Annotated in this window: 15 protein-coding genes; 7 read left to right on the forward strand and 8 right to left on the reverse strand. The window is 37.9% G+C overall.

Annotated features, from left to right (window positions below; genetic code table 11):
* Positions 1–185: 185 nt before the first annotated feature.
* A complete protein-coding gene (locus GQR47_RS12700) occupies positions 186–731 on the forward strand; it encodes a MarR family transcriptional regulator (protein ID WP_024596846.1) in 546 nt (181 codons plus the stop codon).
* 40 nt (positions 732–771) lie between these two features.
* Here GQR47_RS12700 and GQR47_RS12705 read toward each other — a convergent pair whose 3' ends face one another.
* Positions 772–1,788 carry a lytic murein transglycosylase gene (locus tag GQR47_RS12705; protein ID WP_004334714.1) on the reverse strand — a complete coding sequence of 339 codons (1,017 nt, stop codon included), beginning with the start codon at positions 1,786–1,788 and terminating at the stop codon, positions 772–774.
* Positions 1,781–2,068, reverse strand: a complete 288-nt coding sequence (locus tag GQR47_RS12710; protein ID WP_004334712.1) for a YcgL domain-containing protein — start codon at positions 2,066–2,068, stop codon at positions 1,781–1,783. The genes GQR47_RS12705 and GQR47_RS12710 overlap by 8 nt, the downstream gene beginning before the upstream one ends.
* Before the next feature lie 155 nt (positions 2,069–2,223).
* Between GQR47_RS12710 and minC the strand changes: the two genes are divergently transcribed.
* The 3 genes from minC to minE are packed head-to-tail and all read left to right on the forward strand — an operon-like array spanning position 2,224 to position 4,008.
* Entirely contained in the window at positions 2,224–2,928 is a 705-nt protein-coding gene (gene minC / locus GQR47_RS12715; protein ID WP_024596847.1) for a septum site-determining protein MinC, read from the forward strand.
* A gap of 5 nt (positions 2,929–2,933) precedes the next feature.
* On the forward strand, positions 2,934–3,743 hold the full coding sequence (gene minD, locus GQR47_RS12720) for a septum site-determining protein MinD (RefSeq protein ID WP_004334708.1): 810 nt from the start codon (positions 2,934–2,936) through the stop codon (positions 3,741–3,743).
* 1 nt (position 3,744) lies between these two features.
* Positions 3,745–4,008, forward strand: coding sequence for a cell division topological specificity factor MinE (minE, locus tag GQR47_RS12725; RefSeq protein ID WP_004334706.1), 264 nt, complete (start codon positions 3,745–3,747; stop codon positions 4,006–4,008).
* A 326-nt stretch (positions 4,009–4,334) separates the two neighbouring features.
* Here minE and rnd read toward each other — a convergent pair whose 3' ends face one another.
* The 3 genes from rnd to GQR47_RS12740 form a co-directional block, all read right to left on the reverse strand.
* Positions 4,335–5,465 carry a ribonuclease D gene (gene rnd / locus GQR47_RS12730; protein ID WP_165723876.1) on the reverse strand — a complete coding sequence of 377 codons (1,131 nt, stop codon included), beginning with the start codon at positions 5,463–5,465 and terminating at the stop codon, positions 4,335–4,337.
* 51 nt (positions 5,466–5,516) lie between these two features.
* A complete protein-coding gene (gene fadD, locus GQR47_RS12735) occupies positions 5,517–7,169 on the reverse strand; it encodes a long-chain-fatty-acid--CoA ligase FadD (RefSeq protein WP_165723877.1) in 1,653 nt (550 codons plus the stop codon).
* A gap of 115 nt (positions 7,170–7,284) precedes the next feature.
* The gene (locus GQR47_RS12740; protein ID WP_165723878.1) at positions 7,285–8,136 is read right to left on the reverse strand and encodes an alpha/beta hydrolase; all 852 of its coding nucleotides are present in this window, start codon (positions 8,134–8,136) and stop codon (positions 7,285–7,287) included.
* Positions 8,137–8,550: 414 nt separating this feature from the next.
* On the opposite strand from GQR47_RS12740, the gene GQR47_RS12745 reads away from it, so the two are divergent.
* The gene (locus tag GQR47_RS12745) at positions 8,551–9,840 is read left to right on the forward strand and encodes an alkaline phosphatase (RefSeq protein WP_165723879.1); all 1,290 of its coding nucleotides are present in this window, start codon (positions 8,551–8,553) and stop codon (positions 9,838–9,840) included.
* A gap of 95 nt (positions 9,841–9,935) precedes the next feature.
* On the opposite strand, the gene GQR47_RS12750 is transcribed toward GQR47_RS12745, so the two are convergent.
* The 3 genes from GQR47_RS12750 to GQR47_RS12760 form a co-directional block, all read right to left on the reverse strand.
* Positions 9,936–10,265, reverse strand: coding sequence for a hypothetical protein (locus GQR47_RS12750; RefSeq protein ID WP_007580633.1), 330 nt, complete (start codon positions 10,263–10,265; stop codon positions 9,936–9,938).
* 68 nt (positions 10,266–10,333) lie between these two features.
* Complete coding sequence (gene tsaB / locus GQR47_RS12755) at positions 10,334–11,035, reverse strand: tRNA (adenosine(37)-N6)-threonylcarbamoyltransferase complex dimerization subunit type 1 TsaB (protein ID WP_024595264.1); 702 nt, start codon at positions 11,033–11,035, stop codon at positions 10,334–10,336.
* 9 nt (positions 11,036–11,044) lie between these two features.
* On the reverse strand, positions 11,045–12,961 hold the full coding sequence (locus tag GQR47_RS12760; protein WP_002960248.1) for an ATP-dependent DNA helicase: 1,917 nt from the start codon (positions 12,959–12,961) through the stop codon (positions 11,045–11,047).
* Positions 12,962–13,293: 332 nt separating this feature from the next.
* Between GQR47_RS12760 and GQR47_RS12765 the strand changes: the two genes are divergently transcribed.
* Complete coding sequence (locus GQR47_RS12765; RefSeq protein ID WP_024597348.1) at positions 13,294–14,577, forward strand: sodium:proton antiporter; 1,284 nt, start codon at positions 13,294–13,296, stop codon at positions 14,575–14,577.
* Between the two features lie 283 nt (positions 14,578–14,860).
* On the forward strand, positions 14,861–16,717 hold the full coding sequence (locus tag GQR47_RS12770) for a cytochrome c/FTR1 family iron permease (protein ID WP_165723898.1): 1,857 nt from the start codon (positions 14,861–14,863) through the stop codon (positions 16,715–16,717).
* The last annotated feature ends 13 nt before the right edge of the window (positions 16,718–16,730 follow it).

Here is a 16,730-nt window from a genome sequence, read left to right on the forward strand (position 1 = left end):
AAAAAAATTAAAATAAGGATTTATTTACGTATTGTTGTGTACAACATATCCTAATATAGATGTATAAATATTAATCTAAATCATATTTTAGTCATTTAAATTAACTTATAAGCCTGCTAAGAACTTGCTATCCATAATGAGCGTGCTAGCATTTACTTTCTGAAATTACTGAAAGTTACTAAGCTATGAGTTTATCCGAAAAGAATTTTGCCTTTGTAATGCATTGTGGTGAGATGGGCAGCCGATGGGGATTCAATCGTACGATCGGACAAATGTGTGGTTTGCTGATTATTACTAAAAACCCAATGACAGCTAATGAGATTGCAGATGCGCTTAGTATTTCTCGCGGTAATGTAAGTATGGGCATTAAAGAGCTGCAATCGTGGCAGTTAATTAAAGTACAGCATATTCCTGGCGATCGTAAAGAGTACTACGCCCCTGCTGGCGATATTTGGGATATGGCAAATCGCGTATTTGAAGAACGTAAAAAACGTGAAATTGAGCCCACCTTAACACTACTACGCGATAACTTATTAGACGAAGCCAGTAACGACGATGAACTTTACGCACAAAAACAAATGGGTGAGATTCACAACCTACTTGAAACCGTCACTAAATGGTCATCAGAACTACAGCGTTTAACGCCAGAGCAACTTAATAAGCTAATGAAGCTAGGTTCTGGAATTGGTAAAGTTATTGACCTAAAAGAAAAGATATTCAAAAAAGAATAAAGCCGCAATTGCGGCTTTATTTATAGGTATATTTTAAAAATTAGATTTTTGGATAACCAATTCTATCCGACAAGTAACCTACACTAGTAGCAAAGTAATACGAGCGATTCCAATGCATAAACACTTTGTAGTTATCGTACGCTAAGTACATACGTCCATTTATATCATCAGGCATAACCAGCGCAGCACGTACGTCTACATTAGGTAAATCAGAACCATCAGCTTTACGAACACCCAGTGCTTGCCAATCAGCTAATGAGCGCTCTGAGTCGTTCCAATATTCTAACCACTGCTTGCGAGTTTTTGTACCACGCACTAAAACGTATTTACTATCAAAGTTTTCAGGTAACTGAACTTGGCGACCCCACGTAAGAGAGTCATTCCAGCCTTCTTGCTTTAGGTAATTAGCAATTGAGGCAAAAGCATCTTCTTTTGTAGTCCAAATATCTTTACGACCATCGTTATTGTAATCAACCGCGTAAGCATTAAAAGAGGTAGGCATAAATTGCGTTTGCCCCATTGCGCCTGCCCAAGAGCCTTTAAATTTATCAAGCGTTATGTGGCCCGACTTTAAAATATCCAGTGCAGCCCAAAGTTGGCGCTTATAAAGTGCTTCTCGGCGTCCATCAAAAGCAAGTGTCACTAATGATGAAATAACGTTATGACCGCCTTGAATTGTACCAAAGTTACTTTCAAGCCCCCAAAGCGCGACTATAAAGCGTGCTTGTACGCCAAACTCTTTCGCTACTTTTTCAAGTACCTCTTTGTTTTCTGCGTAAAGCTTACGTGCGCGGTCAATTTTCCATTGTGGTACACGTTTTGGTAAATACGTTTCAAGGGTTTCTTTAACTTCTGGCTGGTTTTTGTCAGCCGAAACCACTTTTTCTTTATACGTTGCTGTTGCAAACGCATCGTCAATAAGTTTGGCTTCGTAACCTTTTGCGATAGCTTCTTGCTTTAAATTCGCTAAATAATCTTGAAATTCAGCCTGAGTTTTTGCCATAACAGGTGAGCTTAAACATACACCACATAATATAACGATAAGTTTTTTAATCACTATCAACTCCATTGTCTTTTCGTAATTGGCTTAGCAAATTTTGCTCAGGTGGTGGAATTTGTAAGTAGTAGCCTTTATCAGGATTTGATAACGCTGCTTTTACAGTTTCTAAATCTGCCCCACCTAAATGCTCACGTTTTGCTAAATTGATGATCATCACATAAACAGGTTGACCAAACATAGCCATCAAAGGTTCCGGAACTTTACTAAAATCATCTCTTTTTTCAACAAATAAGAACGTATCCGCTTTTTTCTTACTTTTATATACTGCAGTGAGCATTATGGCCCTATAAATTCTTGCTTAACAATGCCGCACACTATAACATGAGAGTAATAATAAGTTAGAAAAATTAGATTAGAAATTTCAATAAAGGCCCTATTCAGCCTACGTTTATCTAAAATTAATTTCTAATCAGACAAATCAATTGAGCGTGTATGTCGGACCAAATTTTTGAGTTAAAAGGGAATCTTTTTACGTTATCAGTTTTGCATCTTTATAGTACTGATATAAACCTTTTAGCAGAACAACTGTATGTAAAAATAGCCCAAGCCCCTAAGTTTTTTGAGGGTGCGCCTATTGTCGTTAATTTAATTGAAATTAAAAACAGTTCACTTGATTTTGTTCACTTAAAATCATTAATCGAGCGAATGAGTTTTAATGCGGTTGGTGTGTGTAATGGCTCAGATGAGCAACATACTCAAGCAAAGGCTGCTGGCTTATCTGTTTTAAATTATTCACAAGACGTTAAGAGCGAACCTGTTAAACAAGAGCCCAATACATCGATTGTAGAAAAAACGGTGCATTTACCAGCGCAAATTATCAGCGGTACAGTTCGCTCTGGACAACAAGTTTATGCAAAAGATAGAGATTTGATAGTACTTGGCGCAGTTAGTCATGGTGCGGAAGTCATTGCCGATGGGAATGTGCATATTTATGGCACCCTACGCGGTCGCGCTATTGCAGGCGCAAAAGGTTTTAAAGAAGCACATATTTTTTGCCAAAAACTTGAAGCCGAGCTGGTTTCAATAGATGGTAATTACTGGATCAGTGATTCGCTACAAGGTGAACATTGGGGAAATGCAGTGCAAATACAACAAAAAGACGAATCATTAGAAATTTCAGCTTTGGTTAAAGGATAAATCTCATGGCAAAAGTAATTGTCGTTACCTCAGGTAAAGGCGGTGTTGGTAAAACAACATCAAGTGCTGCAATTGGCACAGGCTTAGCGTTAAAAGGCTATAAAACAGTTATTATCGACTTTGATATTGGTTTACGTAACTTAGATTTAATTATGGGTTGTGAACGCCGCGTTGTTTATGACTTTGTAAATGTAATTAATGGTGAGGCAAACCTTAACCAAGCGCTTATTAAAGATAAACGTGTAGATAAATTATTTTTACTTCCTGCTTCACAAACTCGTGATAAAGATGCTTTAACACGTGAAGGTGTTGAACGCGTACTAAATGAACTAAAAGAAGACTTTGATTACATAGTATGTGATTCACCAGCAGGTATTGAAGCTGGCGCTATGATGGCGATGTACTTTGCTGATGAAGCAATTGTTACAACAAACCCAGAGGTGTCGTCAGTTCGAGATTCAGATCGTATTTTAGGTATTTTACACAGCAAATCAAAACGTGCTGAAGAAGGCCTAGAAAATATTAAAGAACACTTACTATTAACACGCTATAACCCTGGTCGTGTTGAAAAAGGTGAAATGCTATCGGTAGAAGATGTGCAAGATATTCTGTCAATCCCATTATTAGGGGTTATTCCTGAATCGCAAGCGGTATTAAGTGCTTCAAACTCAGGCCAACCTGTTATATTGGATACAGAATCTGATGCAGGCCAAGCTTATTCTGATGCAATTAACCGCTTACTAGGTGAAACCGTCGATTTTCGCTTCTTAGACGTTGAGAAAAAAGGCTTATTTAAACGGATTTTTGGAGGTTAACGTGTCTTTACTTGACTACTTCCGCTCAGAAAAGAAAAACAGTGCGTCACTAGCAAAAGAGCGATTGCAGATCATTGTCGCGCACGAGCGTTCTCAGCGAGGAACGCCGGATTACTTACCACAATTAAAACAAGATATTTTAGATGTGATCCGTAAATACGTGAACGTAAGTACCGATGCAGTTCAGGTTCAGTTTGATCAAAACGAAGACGATTTAGCCGTACTTGAGCTAAACGTTACACTACCTGATGAAGAAAAGAAGTAATTGAAGAAAGGGCGCTTTATAAGCGCCCTCTTTATTTTCATTTACTTTTTAATAACTTTCTAAATATCTACGTTTTAATCCCTTGCATGCAACTAAAACTTTTCTACTATGTAACACAAAAATTATAGATAATACCAATTCGCTTAATTAAGTGATCTATTTTGAGGATGGAAAAACGTGTTGATAGCTAGGCAAAAAAAAATCACTATTTAGTTGTTCTAAATGAGATTTTTTTAACACAGGTAACGACACGTTTAGCGCCGCAAAATGATTAAGTATTATTGCGGATTGGTATAAGTATTACACAGTAAAAAAAATATCTAGTCTTAAGTATCCCACTCTTTTAAAGCGTCTTTAACGTAGGTATATCGCCAAGAGCTTAATAAATCAGGCTTAATATGGCTTTGTTTTTGCTCATTAGTTAACTTCCAATTCCAACTAATCAATTGATTAATTTGCTTTTTAGAGGCCATAACGTCTTCTGGTATGTTGTGCTCTTTAGCGACTTTAGTGATCTTTTGTTTAATATCTTTGGCTACTTTTTTATAAGTAGGAAAATCAATTAAGCGCTTAAGTACTTCAGGATGCTCAGCATCTGGTACTGCTTTGGCAACTTCAATACACTTGATTATATCTACACCAGAGCGATTAACTTCAATAGCTTCAACTCCTGGAATTTGACGTAGAGCATTTAAACTTGAAGGACCACGTTTGGCAATTTCAGTCATGTTATGTTCTTTTAACACAAAATTTAGCGCTAAATTTTTCTTAATGGCTTTGTTTCTGCGCCATACAGCAAGTTCTTTTAAAACCGCAAGTTCGTGCGGTTTGAGTTGCCATGCATTTTTAATATCTTTATATAAAAGCTCGTCTGGTGTTTGAAACGCACGTTTTTTAGCTATCAATTCACTTTCGTTTATTACAATGTCAAAGAACCCAGCGGCATTAATACGCTCTATAATCAGCTCGAAACACGGCAATAAGTAAAAAGTATCTGCAGCAGCATAATCTAACTGTTTTTTAGTTAACGGACGTTGCAGCCAGTTAGTGCGTGACTCACTTTTATCTATTTCAATACCTTGCAACTCTTTTACCATAAGGGCAAAGCCCATACAGTTACCTTCCCCAAGTAACTGCAACGCAAATTGTGTATCAAAAAGTGGGGATGGAACAAAGCCTGCGTATTTTTGAAAAACCTCAATATCTTCTGAAGGAGAATGCAGTACTTTTAAAACACTAGGATCTTTTAGTATTTCCCAAAAATCGAATAATGAGAGCTCAGCTAACGGATCGATAAGCGCTAAATGCTCACCATCAAAAACTTGGATAAGTGCAACTTCTGGATACAAAGTGCGACGACGCATAAACTCAGTATCAATAGCTAAAATAGGCTTATTTTTTATTTGTTCAACAAAAGTGTTCAGTTGATTTTGGGTTTCGATCAATTGGTATTGCACTTAATCTCCTACAATAAAAAAGCCGACATATGTCGGCTTTTTTATAGGTTGCTAATCTTTCAAGGCTCTTCGGAGTATTTTACCTACGTTAGTTTTAGGTAACTCATCCCTAAACTCTACCAGTTTTGGGACCTTGTAATTAGTTAAATTATCACGACAGTGACTTATTATATCTTTTTCAGTTAAAGAAGGGTCTTTTTTAACAACAAAAACTTTAACTTGTTCGCCACTTACATCGTGAGGAATACCAATAGCAGCAACTTCAAGCACACCTTCGTGCATAGCCACTACCTCTTCTATCTCATTAGGGAAAACATTAAAGCCAGATACAATGATCATGTCTTTTTTGCGATCTACAATAAAGAAGAAACCTTCATCGTCATAAGTTGCAATATCACCTGTTGCAAACCAGCCATCTTTTAAACATTCAGCTGTTGCATCTGGTCGCTTGTAATAGCCCACCATAACCTGCGGGCCTTTTACACACATTTCACCTGGTTCACCTTTAGCGGCTTCTTCACCGTTATCAAGTATTAGCTTAATCTCAGTATTAGGCGCAGGCAAACCAATAGAGCCATTATATGCTTCTAAATCATAAGGACTAATAGTTACTAATGGAGAACATTCTGTAAGGCCATAGCCTTCCATTAATTTTGAGCCAGTCACTTTTTGCCATTTTTCAGCAACAGGACGTTGCACGGCCATACCGCCACCAAGTGACATTTTTAAATGACTGAAATCAAGCTCAGCAAAACCTGGTGTGTTTAATAAACCGTTAAATAACGTATTAACACCAGTAATAGCAGTGAATTTATGCTGACCTAGCTCTTTAACGAACCCAGGCATATCTCGTGGATTTGTGATTAATATATTTAAACCACCGTACTTCATAAACGTCAGGCAGTTAGCTGTTAAAGCAAATATATGATAAAGCGGTAAAGCGGTAACAACAACTTCTGTACCACGATTTAACACTTTGTCTAAACAGCCTGAAACTTGCTCAAGGTTACCAACCATATTGCCATGGCTCAGCATTGCCCCTTTTGATACACCTGTTGTACCACCGGTGTACTGTAAAAAAGCAAGATCTGACAAGCTCATTTCAGGACGTGTATATTTAGTTTCGTCTGCAGCTAAAACGTCTGAAAAGTTAATTGTGTTTGGTAAGTTGAACTTTGGCACCATTTTTTTAATGTGCTTCACAACAAAGTTAACTATGAGCTTTTTAAGCCCACCAACCATGTCGCCTACTTGCGTTACTACAATGTGTTTAACATCAGTGTGTGCAAGCGACTTTTCAAGTGTGTCAGCAAAGTTTGCTAAAATGAAAATAGCGGTAGTGTCAGAATCCTTTAGCTGATGCTCTAATTCACGCACAGTGTAAAGTGGGTTAACATTTACAACCACACAACCTGCACGTAAAATACCTAAAATGGTTACTGGTGTTTGTAGTAAATTAGGCATCATTACGGCAACTTTGTCGCCTTTTTTAAGACCTAAATCATTTTGAATGTAGGAAGCAACTTTTTTTGTTGCTGTATCTATTTCGCTATAAGACAGCGTTTTACCCATATTAGTAAATGCAGGTAAATCGGTGTAGTCAGTAAAACTTTTTTCGAACACTTCGAGTAACGAGTTGTAATGCTCAGGATCGATTGTTTCAGGCATACCCTCTGGGTAGCGCTTAAGCCAGATTTTTTCCACTCTTAGCCCCTGTTTATAATTATATTTTTATTAACCTTAATCTAAGTAAGGCGCTTTAACAATTGAGCAAATACTCTAATGGAGGAATAATCCCACATTTTACGTAAACTTACAATTAACATGCACCATTTTGCAGCATAAAGTCTTGAATATGCTCAAAACAGTGTTCACTGCTTTGCATATGACAGTGGTGCCCACCATCTACATTAATTACCTTTAAGCTATTGTAATAACTAATATACTTTGCCAGATTTTGTTTTACAAACGAATAACCTTCGTTACCTAAAATTAATTGGCACGGTGCAATTAAATCTTTTATTGCACCAATACATTGCGCCTCATTAAACCTAAAACCTGAGTGATTTTTAAGCTTTGGATCAGTTGTTAATGTATAACCATCTAAAACCGATTTTATATTTCGCTGCATTAAAAGAGCAATAAGCTCACTATTCAAATCGGTTGTTTGAGCACGTGCTTCATAAATAAGCTCTTTCGATTTATAAACTCTCTGCTTCTTATTTTTTAAACGCGCTCTATTTAATACTGCACTTTTTAGCTGTTCACATACGCCTTCGCTAGGAGTTGTAACACACCCAATCCCCTCAATAAAGGTAACAGATTTTACATAATCACCAAAGCAACTAGCAAAAAGCCCTGCAACCAAGGCTCCCATCGAATGCCCAACTAAATGTACTTTTTTAACACCAAGGGCATTTATAAGTTGGTACACATCATCAATATAATCAACAAAATAATAGTGTGCATCATCACTTCGCCAAGATGATAAACCGTGCCCGACAAAGTCAATACAGTACCACGTATGCTTTGGGTTAACGTTGTTTAACATTGGCATAAAGCTATGGCAGTTGTCTAACCACCCATGCAATGCTATTACTATTTCGTTCCCTGAACCTACTTTTAAGCCATGGATATTTAAATTATTGGTTTCAATATTAAATGGCTGCACGGTAAGTCCTTTATTAATTTAGAGCATCATTATTTATAGCATACAAGTTGTCAGACCACTAACTTAGAAAATGGTGCCAAATTCACGATTTAATTATCTTCGTGATGAAAAAAGAAGCAAAGCATAATAATTAAACATAACATTATTAATAACTTATACTAAAAACAACAAACTAACCGTTTTTAATAAGCTCACTCTGTATGTATTTTGAACAATTTAAAAGTGGCGGCATTGTATATACTTAACTTATAACTAGTATAATTTAAATAAATAGAACTAACAGCGTTAACTATAATTTTATGTATATAAAATCAAAGTATAAATTATAAATATCTCAGATATTCATTTATTTATCATCCTATCTGTATACAATATCAGCGGCTATTAAATAAGGTACACTCATAAGGTACAACCATGAAAAAACAGATCAGCTTATTAGCGCTTTTATGCAGCGCTTCTGGTGCTTACGCAGAATCAGCACCTAAAAATGTAATTTATATGATTGGTGACGGCATGGGTCCGGCTTACACCACGGCTTATCGCTATTTTAAAGACGACCCTGCAACAAAAGAAGTAGAAGGCACGGTTTTTGACACTATTTTAAAAGGCATGGCTCACACCTACCCTGATGACCATACTTATGTAACAGACAGCGCTGCGGGTGCTACAGCGCTTAGTAGCGGCCATAAAAGTTATAATGGTGCAGTTGCTGTAGATACAGATAAAAAGCCAGTTAAAACCATGCTTGAAATGGCAAAAGAGCGCGGTATGACAACAGCGCTTGTAGCAACTTCACAAATAAACCATGCAACACCTGCTAGCTTTACAGCTCACAATGAATCTCGTTACAACTACGATGATATTGCCAACGATTATATTGATAATAAGATTGCTGGTAAATTACCTGTTGATTTAATGCTAGGTGGCGGTACTAAATATTTTATTCGTGACGACCGTAATTTAGTTGAAGAATTTAAAGCGGCAGGTTACCAATACGGTGACGATATTAATAATCTGGGACAAATTACACAAATACCTGCCATAGGTTTGTATGCAAGCAAAGGCTTGCCATTTGCCCTTGATATGAACCCAACTCGCCTTACTCAGTTAACATCTAAAGCGCTTGGTTTACTAGATAACCAGAATGAAGAAGGCTTTTTTGTGATGATTGAGGGCAGCCAAATTGATTGGTGTGGTCACTCTAACGATATAGCGTGTGCGATGGCTGAAATGGACGACTTTGCTAAATCAATCGAAAAAGCAAAAGCGTACGTTGATAAAAATAAAGACACTATACTTGTAGTTACAGCCGATCACTCAACGGGCGGCTTAACTATTGGTTCGCACGGCCAATTTAAATGGGAAACAGACGTAATTAAAGGTGTTAAGGCAACGGCTAGTAAGTTAACAGACAAACTTATGGAGTCTAAAGACTTAAAACCAGTATGGACTGCTAACACCAATATTGAATTTACAACTGAAAACCAAATCAAACTTGAGCAAGCTAAAAAAATGGGAGAAAAAGCGCTTAATTTAGCTGTTAAAAGTATTATTAGTGATGCAAGCTTTACTGGCTGGACAACTGGCGGACACACCGCTGTAGACGTTCAAGTATTTGCCTATGGCAAAGGCAGTGAGCAATTTATCGGCTCACAAAATAATACTGATATTGCAGATAAGCTGATTGGCTTTATTGAGCAGTAAATTTCACCTCGTTTTGAACACAAAAAGCCCGAACACATGTTCGGGCTTTTTATTGAATTTTATCGCTGTATTTATCTAAAACGCTCAATTAAACTTTAAGCGTATATATCAACACCTATTAAATTTTGTACTTCGGCTCTGCGTTCTAAATTAGCAAATTCAGTATAAGTAGAAATCGCTTTACTTACTTGAGCTGTCGGTTGGTCGTAAATTGTTTGGCTGTATTCATTGCTTTTAGCACTGCTTTTAAACAGTTGATTAGCTAGTTCGACGCCCTCGACACTGCTTTTTACATAATCGGTATTCGTTTTTTGAGCAGCCGGCTGGTCTAATAAACTCTGTGGTTTATTAGTAACAACTTTAGTAGGGCTAACCCTACCCGGAATATCCCCGGTAAAAAAACCTGAACCAATAGGCAGCGTCATTACGCGTCTCCAACCTTAATATTGTATAAAATTATGATTTAAAAACAACCAATTTGCAAATAATATGATTAGTCACGCCCTGGTAGCTTTTTCCACGTTACCGTATCTCGCACATATTTAGGTTGAGCGTCACTCGCTTTTACAACGTCACCCGCTAAAAACGCGGCTTCAACATGCGCTAACATATAACGCGCATCAGGCAATGTAATATCAGTATTAATTGTCACGTTTTCAAAGTCATTTAGCGCATCAGGATAGGTTTTAAAGCCCGTGCCCACAGCTACAGATGGCTCAGTGGTCGCTATATAGTCATTATTTAGTAAATCAGGTTTTATAACGCATTCTTGGTTAACTAAAAGCATTAGATTATTTTGCGCTTGGTAATGTGCAAAGTATATCTCCCCCATACGCGCATCTATACTTGGATAAACACTCAGGCTGCCTTTTTGTTCAAACGTTTGTTGAGCCATAGTAGCCAGTGTAGACACACCAACAAGCGGCAAATTAGTTGAATACGCTAAGCCTTGCGCTATAGCAACACTAATACGTACACCGGTGAAACTACCTGGCCCCTGGCCAAAACCAATTACGTCTAAATCTTTTAATTTACAGTTTGCTTTAGTTAAAAGTTCATCCACAAGTGGAAGTATTTTTTGGCTGTGCTGCTGCGGACACTCTTCAAAATGATGAAACGTTTGGCCCTGGTAATGTAAAACAATTGAAAGTGCTTCAGTTGAAGCATCAAGGGCAAGGATATTACTTTTGATCATTTTAGTACTCTAATTAATTTGTTTTAAAAATGTATTGGCATCTTCTAAGCTTCGCGTGCGGCGCATCGGTGGTAAGCTTTTTAAAAATACTTGGCCATATTGGCGTGTAACTAAGCGATTATCACATATTACAAGTACGCCTTTGTCTTTACTATCTCGAATTAAACGCCCTACACCTTGCTTTAGCGCAATTACAGCCTGCGGTAATTGTATGTGTGAAAAAGGGTCTTTTCCCTGCATTTGGCAATCTTGCATTTTAGCTTGTAGCAATGGATCGTCAGGGGCTGCAAATGGCAATTTGTCTATAATAACACAACTTAATGTACTGCCGCGTACATCGACACCTTCCCAAAAAGAAGCCGTGCCGAGTAATACCGCATTACCATGGCGAGTAAATTTCTCTAAAATTATACGCTTAGACATTTGCCCTTGCATATAAACTGGGTAGTCTATTTGTGTAGTTAGCCCTTCGGCCACTAAGTGCATCATTCGATAGCTAGTAAATAACACAAAACAACGCCCTTGTGCTGATTTTATAAGCTCAAGCGTTAGTTTTACAATTGCATGTGGCATATTATCAGCGTGCGATTCGGGTAAGTAGCGAGGTAAACACAGCAGCGCCTGATTAGGATAGTCAAATGGGCTATCTACCATCATGCTTTGTTTTGGCTTTAAACCTAGGCTTGCATTAAAATGCTCTAGTTTGTTATCAACCGAAAGTGTTGCAGAAGTGAATACAAATCCTGCGCCCGTGTCTTGCATCATTTGAGCAAACTTAGCTGATACATTCAATGGCGTTATATTAATTGTTAAATAACGGCGCGTTGTTTCATACCAATAACTAAAGCCGGTTTGGGCTGTATCAAAAACCCGCTCTAACTGCCCTTTAAACGCAAGTGCACGTTCAAATGGATGCTCAATTTTGTCGCTTCTATCTAGGCAAAGCTTGAGTACTTGATAAACAAAATCTAAATCACTGATCACACGATGGAGCGCCGCGCAAATTTGTTTATCGCTTAGTTTTTCTCGCCAATCGCCACGGCTGCCATCAACACCAAATTGTAAACGTAAATCAGCAACGCTTGTCTCAAGCTTGTTTAAGCTTTTACCAAGTTGCAGCATATCGGGAATTTCAGCTCTATAAATAGCACGTAAATCATTAATTAAATCTACCAACTTTTTAGTGCTAACACTTTCACCAAAGTAATCGCTGGCAATTTCGCTTAACTGATGGGCTTCATCAAATATGTAAGCATCTGCTTTTGGCATAAGTTCAGCAAAGCCACTTTCTTTTACAGCCATATCAGCAAAAAACAAATGGTGATTAATTACAACCACATCGGCATCGGCCGCAGTTAAACGTGCTTTGCGTATATAACAGCTTTGAAAATCTGGACACTCTTTACCTAAACAATTATCGGCTGTTGAATTTACATAAGGCAGTACTTTGGCATCATCTTCTATACCTATACAATCAGCCAAATCGCCCGATTGTGTTTCGCTTGCAAACTTAGCTACCATAGCTAGTTGATGCATTACGTCAGAGTCGTCAGTAGGTACATGTGCAACATGTTGATTAAGTCGGTAGGTGCATAGGTAATTGGCGCGCCCTTTTAATAAGGCGGTTTTTTTTGAAGCACTTAAAGCTTTAACTAGTTGCGGTAAATCGCGGTGATAAAGCTGCTCTTGTAGAGCTTTAGAACCTGTTGATATTATCGTGCGCCCTTTTGACTTAAGTGCAGGGGCTAAATATGCAAATGTTTTACCCGTACCCGTGCCTGCTTCAACAACTAATTGCGAACTGTTTTTTAATGCATCCGCAACAGCTACTGCCATATCAATTTGTGGTTGGCGAGGCGTATACCCATCTAAAGATAACGCTAAAGGCCCGGTTGCACTAAACAGCTGTTTGATAATACCAATCACTTTACAATAAATAATAGCGGGATTTTACGTAAGCAAAGCATTAAGGGCAAGTAATTACAAAACCCACTTTTACTTTACGAATTAATACGCACTTTAATAGTGAGATTAATCATTCGATATTACAATACACTGTGTATTTATAACGTACATTTAATTTAATAATGACAATATTTACAAAGCCTAATTTTCTATTAACTCTTACTAAAAATAATCCGTATTAAAAGCTATATTTAGGCATAAAAACTGTGACTCTGAAATATTACAGGAGTACCATATGCCGCGTTTATACTCCCCTTTTTCGTTTGTCGTTAAAAAAATAGTAAGGTTAGCCAATGAATGCTTGGTATCTCATTTGTTTTCTCTCTGCCATTGCAATTTTTATTGCTTTTGCAAACCAATATATCCTCAAAATGCAAACTACAATTGCCATTACTACAGGCTCAGTTGTTATTTCTTTATTATTAATTATTGCCGTTAAATTATTAGGCGATCAAAATGCGTTAGCCATGACCCAAATTGTTTCCAGTATTAACTTTAACGAGTTATTACTCAAAGGTATGCTCGGATTTTTACTTTATGCTGGCGCATTGGAAATTAACCTTATGGCGCTTCGTAAACAGCGCTGGGAAATAACCGCACTAGTGCTATTTTCTACTATTGCTTCCACTTTTATAGTCGGTTATTTAAGTTTTTATCTATTTGCCTTATTTGGCTTTGATGTACCGTTTATATACTGTTTATTATTTGGCGCGCTTATTAGCCCAACCGACCCTATTGCTGTACTTGCTATTATTAAACAAATGCGAGCGCCAGAAGGAATCTCAGTTCAAGTAGAAGGTGAGTCGCTATTTAACGACGGTATTGGTTTAGTAATATTTACGACCATTTTTTCGGTTGCTTTTTATGGCACCGATGCACAATTTGGCGATATAGCAGAACTCTTTTTTGTAGACGCCCTAGGCGGCATTGCGTTTGGTTTGGTTATCGCTTTGGTTGGCCACTTTTTAATTATTAACAGCCGCGATGTAAACATTCGCTTATTGATAACCTTAACTATTCCTACCGCAGGTTTTGCTGCTGCAAATATTTGGGAAATATCAGGCGCACTTGCCATGGTTACGAGCGGCATATTAATGGGTAACATTACTCGTACTAAAGCAACTGAGCGCACGGGGCCTGAAGACACTCGTTACGTAAAAGATTTTTGGCATGCAACCGATAGCTTTTTAAATGCCCTACTGTTTTTAATAATAGGTATGCTAATAGTGACGATGCCAATCACGCTTGGTGAAATTGGCTTAGGCTTACTAATGGTACCTGCAGTATTACTAGCACGCTTTATTAGCGTAGGCGCACCCTTTGTCATCTTTAAACGCTTTAGAAGTTACGATAAACACAGTGTTAAAATTTTAACCTGGGGTGGGCTACGCGGTGGTCTTGCACTGGCAATGGCGGCAGCAATTCCACGCGAGCAAGTTTTTGTAGGTGGCTCTGACTTACATAACCTAATCGTGATTGTTACCTACGTTGTGGTTATATTTTCTATTATTGTACAAGGCTTAACTATTTCACCGCTTATTCAAAGCAGTATTAAATCAGCTGAGCAAGCAAAGTAATAAATGCTTTGTGAGCAATCAACTCAGTAACCAAGTTATTATATAAATCACTTGGTTACTGTTACTCACGTGTTACAAAAACACTTTAAAGTTCTATAAATTGTTATCCTTTTTATTTATCTTCTTTGTTTAAATTAATCCGCTTGAAATGCAAATGAAAACAATTATAATTTTGGCTTTTCCTCTGTAGGGCTTTTCAATGTCCAAAAATAATTCTCACGTGTTTTTAAATTTGGTATCTCTGGGCAAACGACAACTTCATTGTTTTATTGTGCTTTTTATAATGGCTATGGCAAGCTTTAATGTGTCGGCCTCACCTAATGAGCAAACAAAAATAAAACAAATTGCACAGCTTGCAGAGTATGTAGGTGTAGATTACGTGGCAGCTGTTGGAAATGGTGAAATACTAGACCCCGACGAATATCAAGAAATGACTGAATTTTCGCACGTTATTATTGAGCAAGCTGGACAGCTATCAAGCCAAACCAATGAGTTTGATACAGTAAAGGCACAAGCTAAAGCACTGCATACAGCGATTGCTAATAAAGCGAGTGTTGTAGATGTACGTGCAGCAAGCTCAGGGCTTCGTGAGTCGCTGCTTACCTTTATGCCACAACTATCGTTACCTACATCACTACTTCCCGTTGAGCAAACTAAAGCGCTTTTTGCTACTAACTGCTCAATGTGCCACGGCCCAAATGGTCAAGGCGACGGCCCGCTTGCAAAAAATTTATCGCCAGAGCCTACCAACTTTACCGACGAAGAACGCGCAACAAACCGCTCATTAATGGGGTTGTTTGACGCTGTAAGTAACGGCATTGACGACACACCTATGGTTGCTTTTACCCAATTTAATGAACAACAACGATGGTCTTTAGCTTTCTATGTAGGCAGCTTGGCATTTAAAGATGTTCAAAAACCACAAACTGTAGAACAAAACATTACCGCTTCGCAGATTGTAAACCTAAACCCCGCACAATTATCGGCAGGTCAAAGTGAAGCACAAGCACATTACGTTAAATGGCTTCGTGGTAATCCAGAGCAATTATTTAGCGCTAACAAAAATCCGATAACAGTTACTCGCACGCAATTACTTGCAGCGCAAGCCGCTCATGCTAAAGGCAATTACTCACAAGCAAGTGATTTATCAATTAGCGCATACTTAGATGGCTTTGAGCTTGTTGAAAACAACTTAAATGCCTACGACGAAACACTGCGTAAAAACATCGAAGTACAACTGATGAACCTGCGCCAAACATTCAAAAACGAAAAAGATCCTGCCGTCGTTGCCGAAAAAGTAAATGCCGCACTCAGACAACTCGCTAAAGCAGATAGCATGCTAAACGAAACTAAGCTAACTGATGGCGCTCTACTTTCAGCGAGTTTAATAATATTACTGCGAGAAGGCTTAGAAGCACTCTTAGTTATTATTGCCCTTATGACTGTGCTTATTAAAACTAAACGCAAAGATGCGCTAAAATATGTACATATTGGTTGGATAACAGCACTTATTGCAGGTGGTTTAACGTGGGCTGCTGCGCAAACATTAATAGAAATAAGTGGTGCGAGCCGCGAAGTTATGGAAGGTGTTGGCGCATTGTTTGCCGCTGTAATTTTACTGTATGTTGGCGTATGGATGCACAGTAAAACAAGTGCGCAGCAATGGCAAAAATATATAAAAGACAATATAGATAAGCGCCTTGAGTCGGGTACATTATGGGGATTAGCGGGGCTTTCTTTTATTGCCGTATACCGTGAAGTATTCGAAACCGTATTGTTTTATCAGTCTTTATTAACGCAAAGCTCACCTGCTCAATATTCATCTATTGCATCGGGTTTTGCGATAGCTATAGCAATACTGGCTATTATTACGTGGGTATTAATTAAATACTCAATTAAATTACCGGTGGCTAAGTTTTTTGCCATTACCACTTACCTACTATTTGCACTCTCGTTTGTGCTTATGGGCAAAGCCGTTATTGCATTACAAGAGGCCGATATAATAGGTATTGCGTCGCTGCCGATGAGCTTTGATATAGCATGGCTTGGTATAAAATCGACATGGCAAGGTATTGTGGCTCAGGTATGTGTGTTCGCTATATTTAGCTTTTATATATTAAAAAGTAAAAGTCAGAACTAATTAGTTCAACAGA

This window comes from Pseudoalteromonas sp. Z1A2 (assembly GCF_011378755.1).
GTDB classification, from domain to species: domain Bacteria; phylum Pseudomonadota; class Gammaproteobacteria; order Enterobacterales; family Alteromonadaceae; genus Pseudoalteromonas; species Pseudoalteromonas distincta.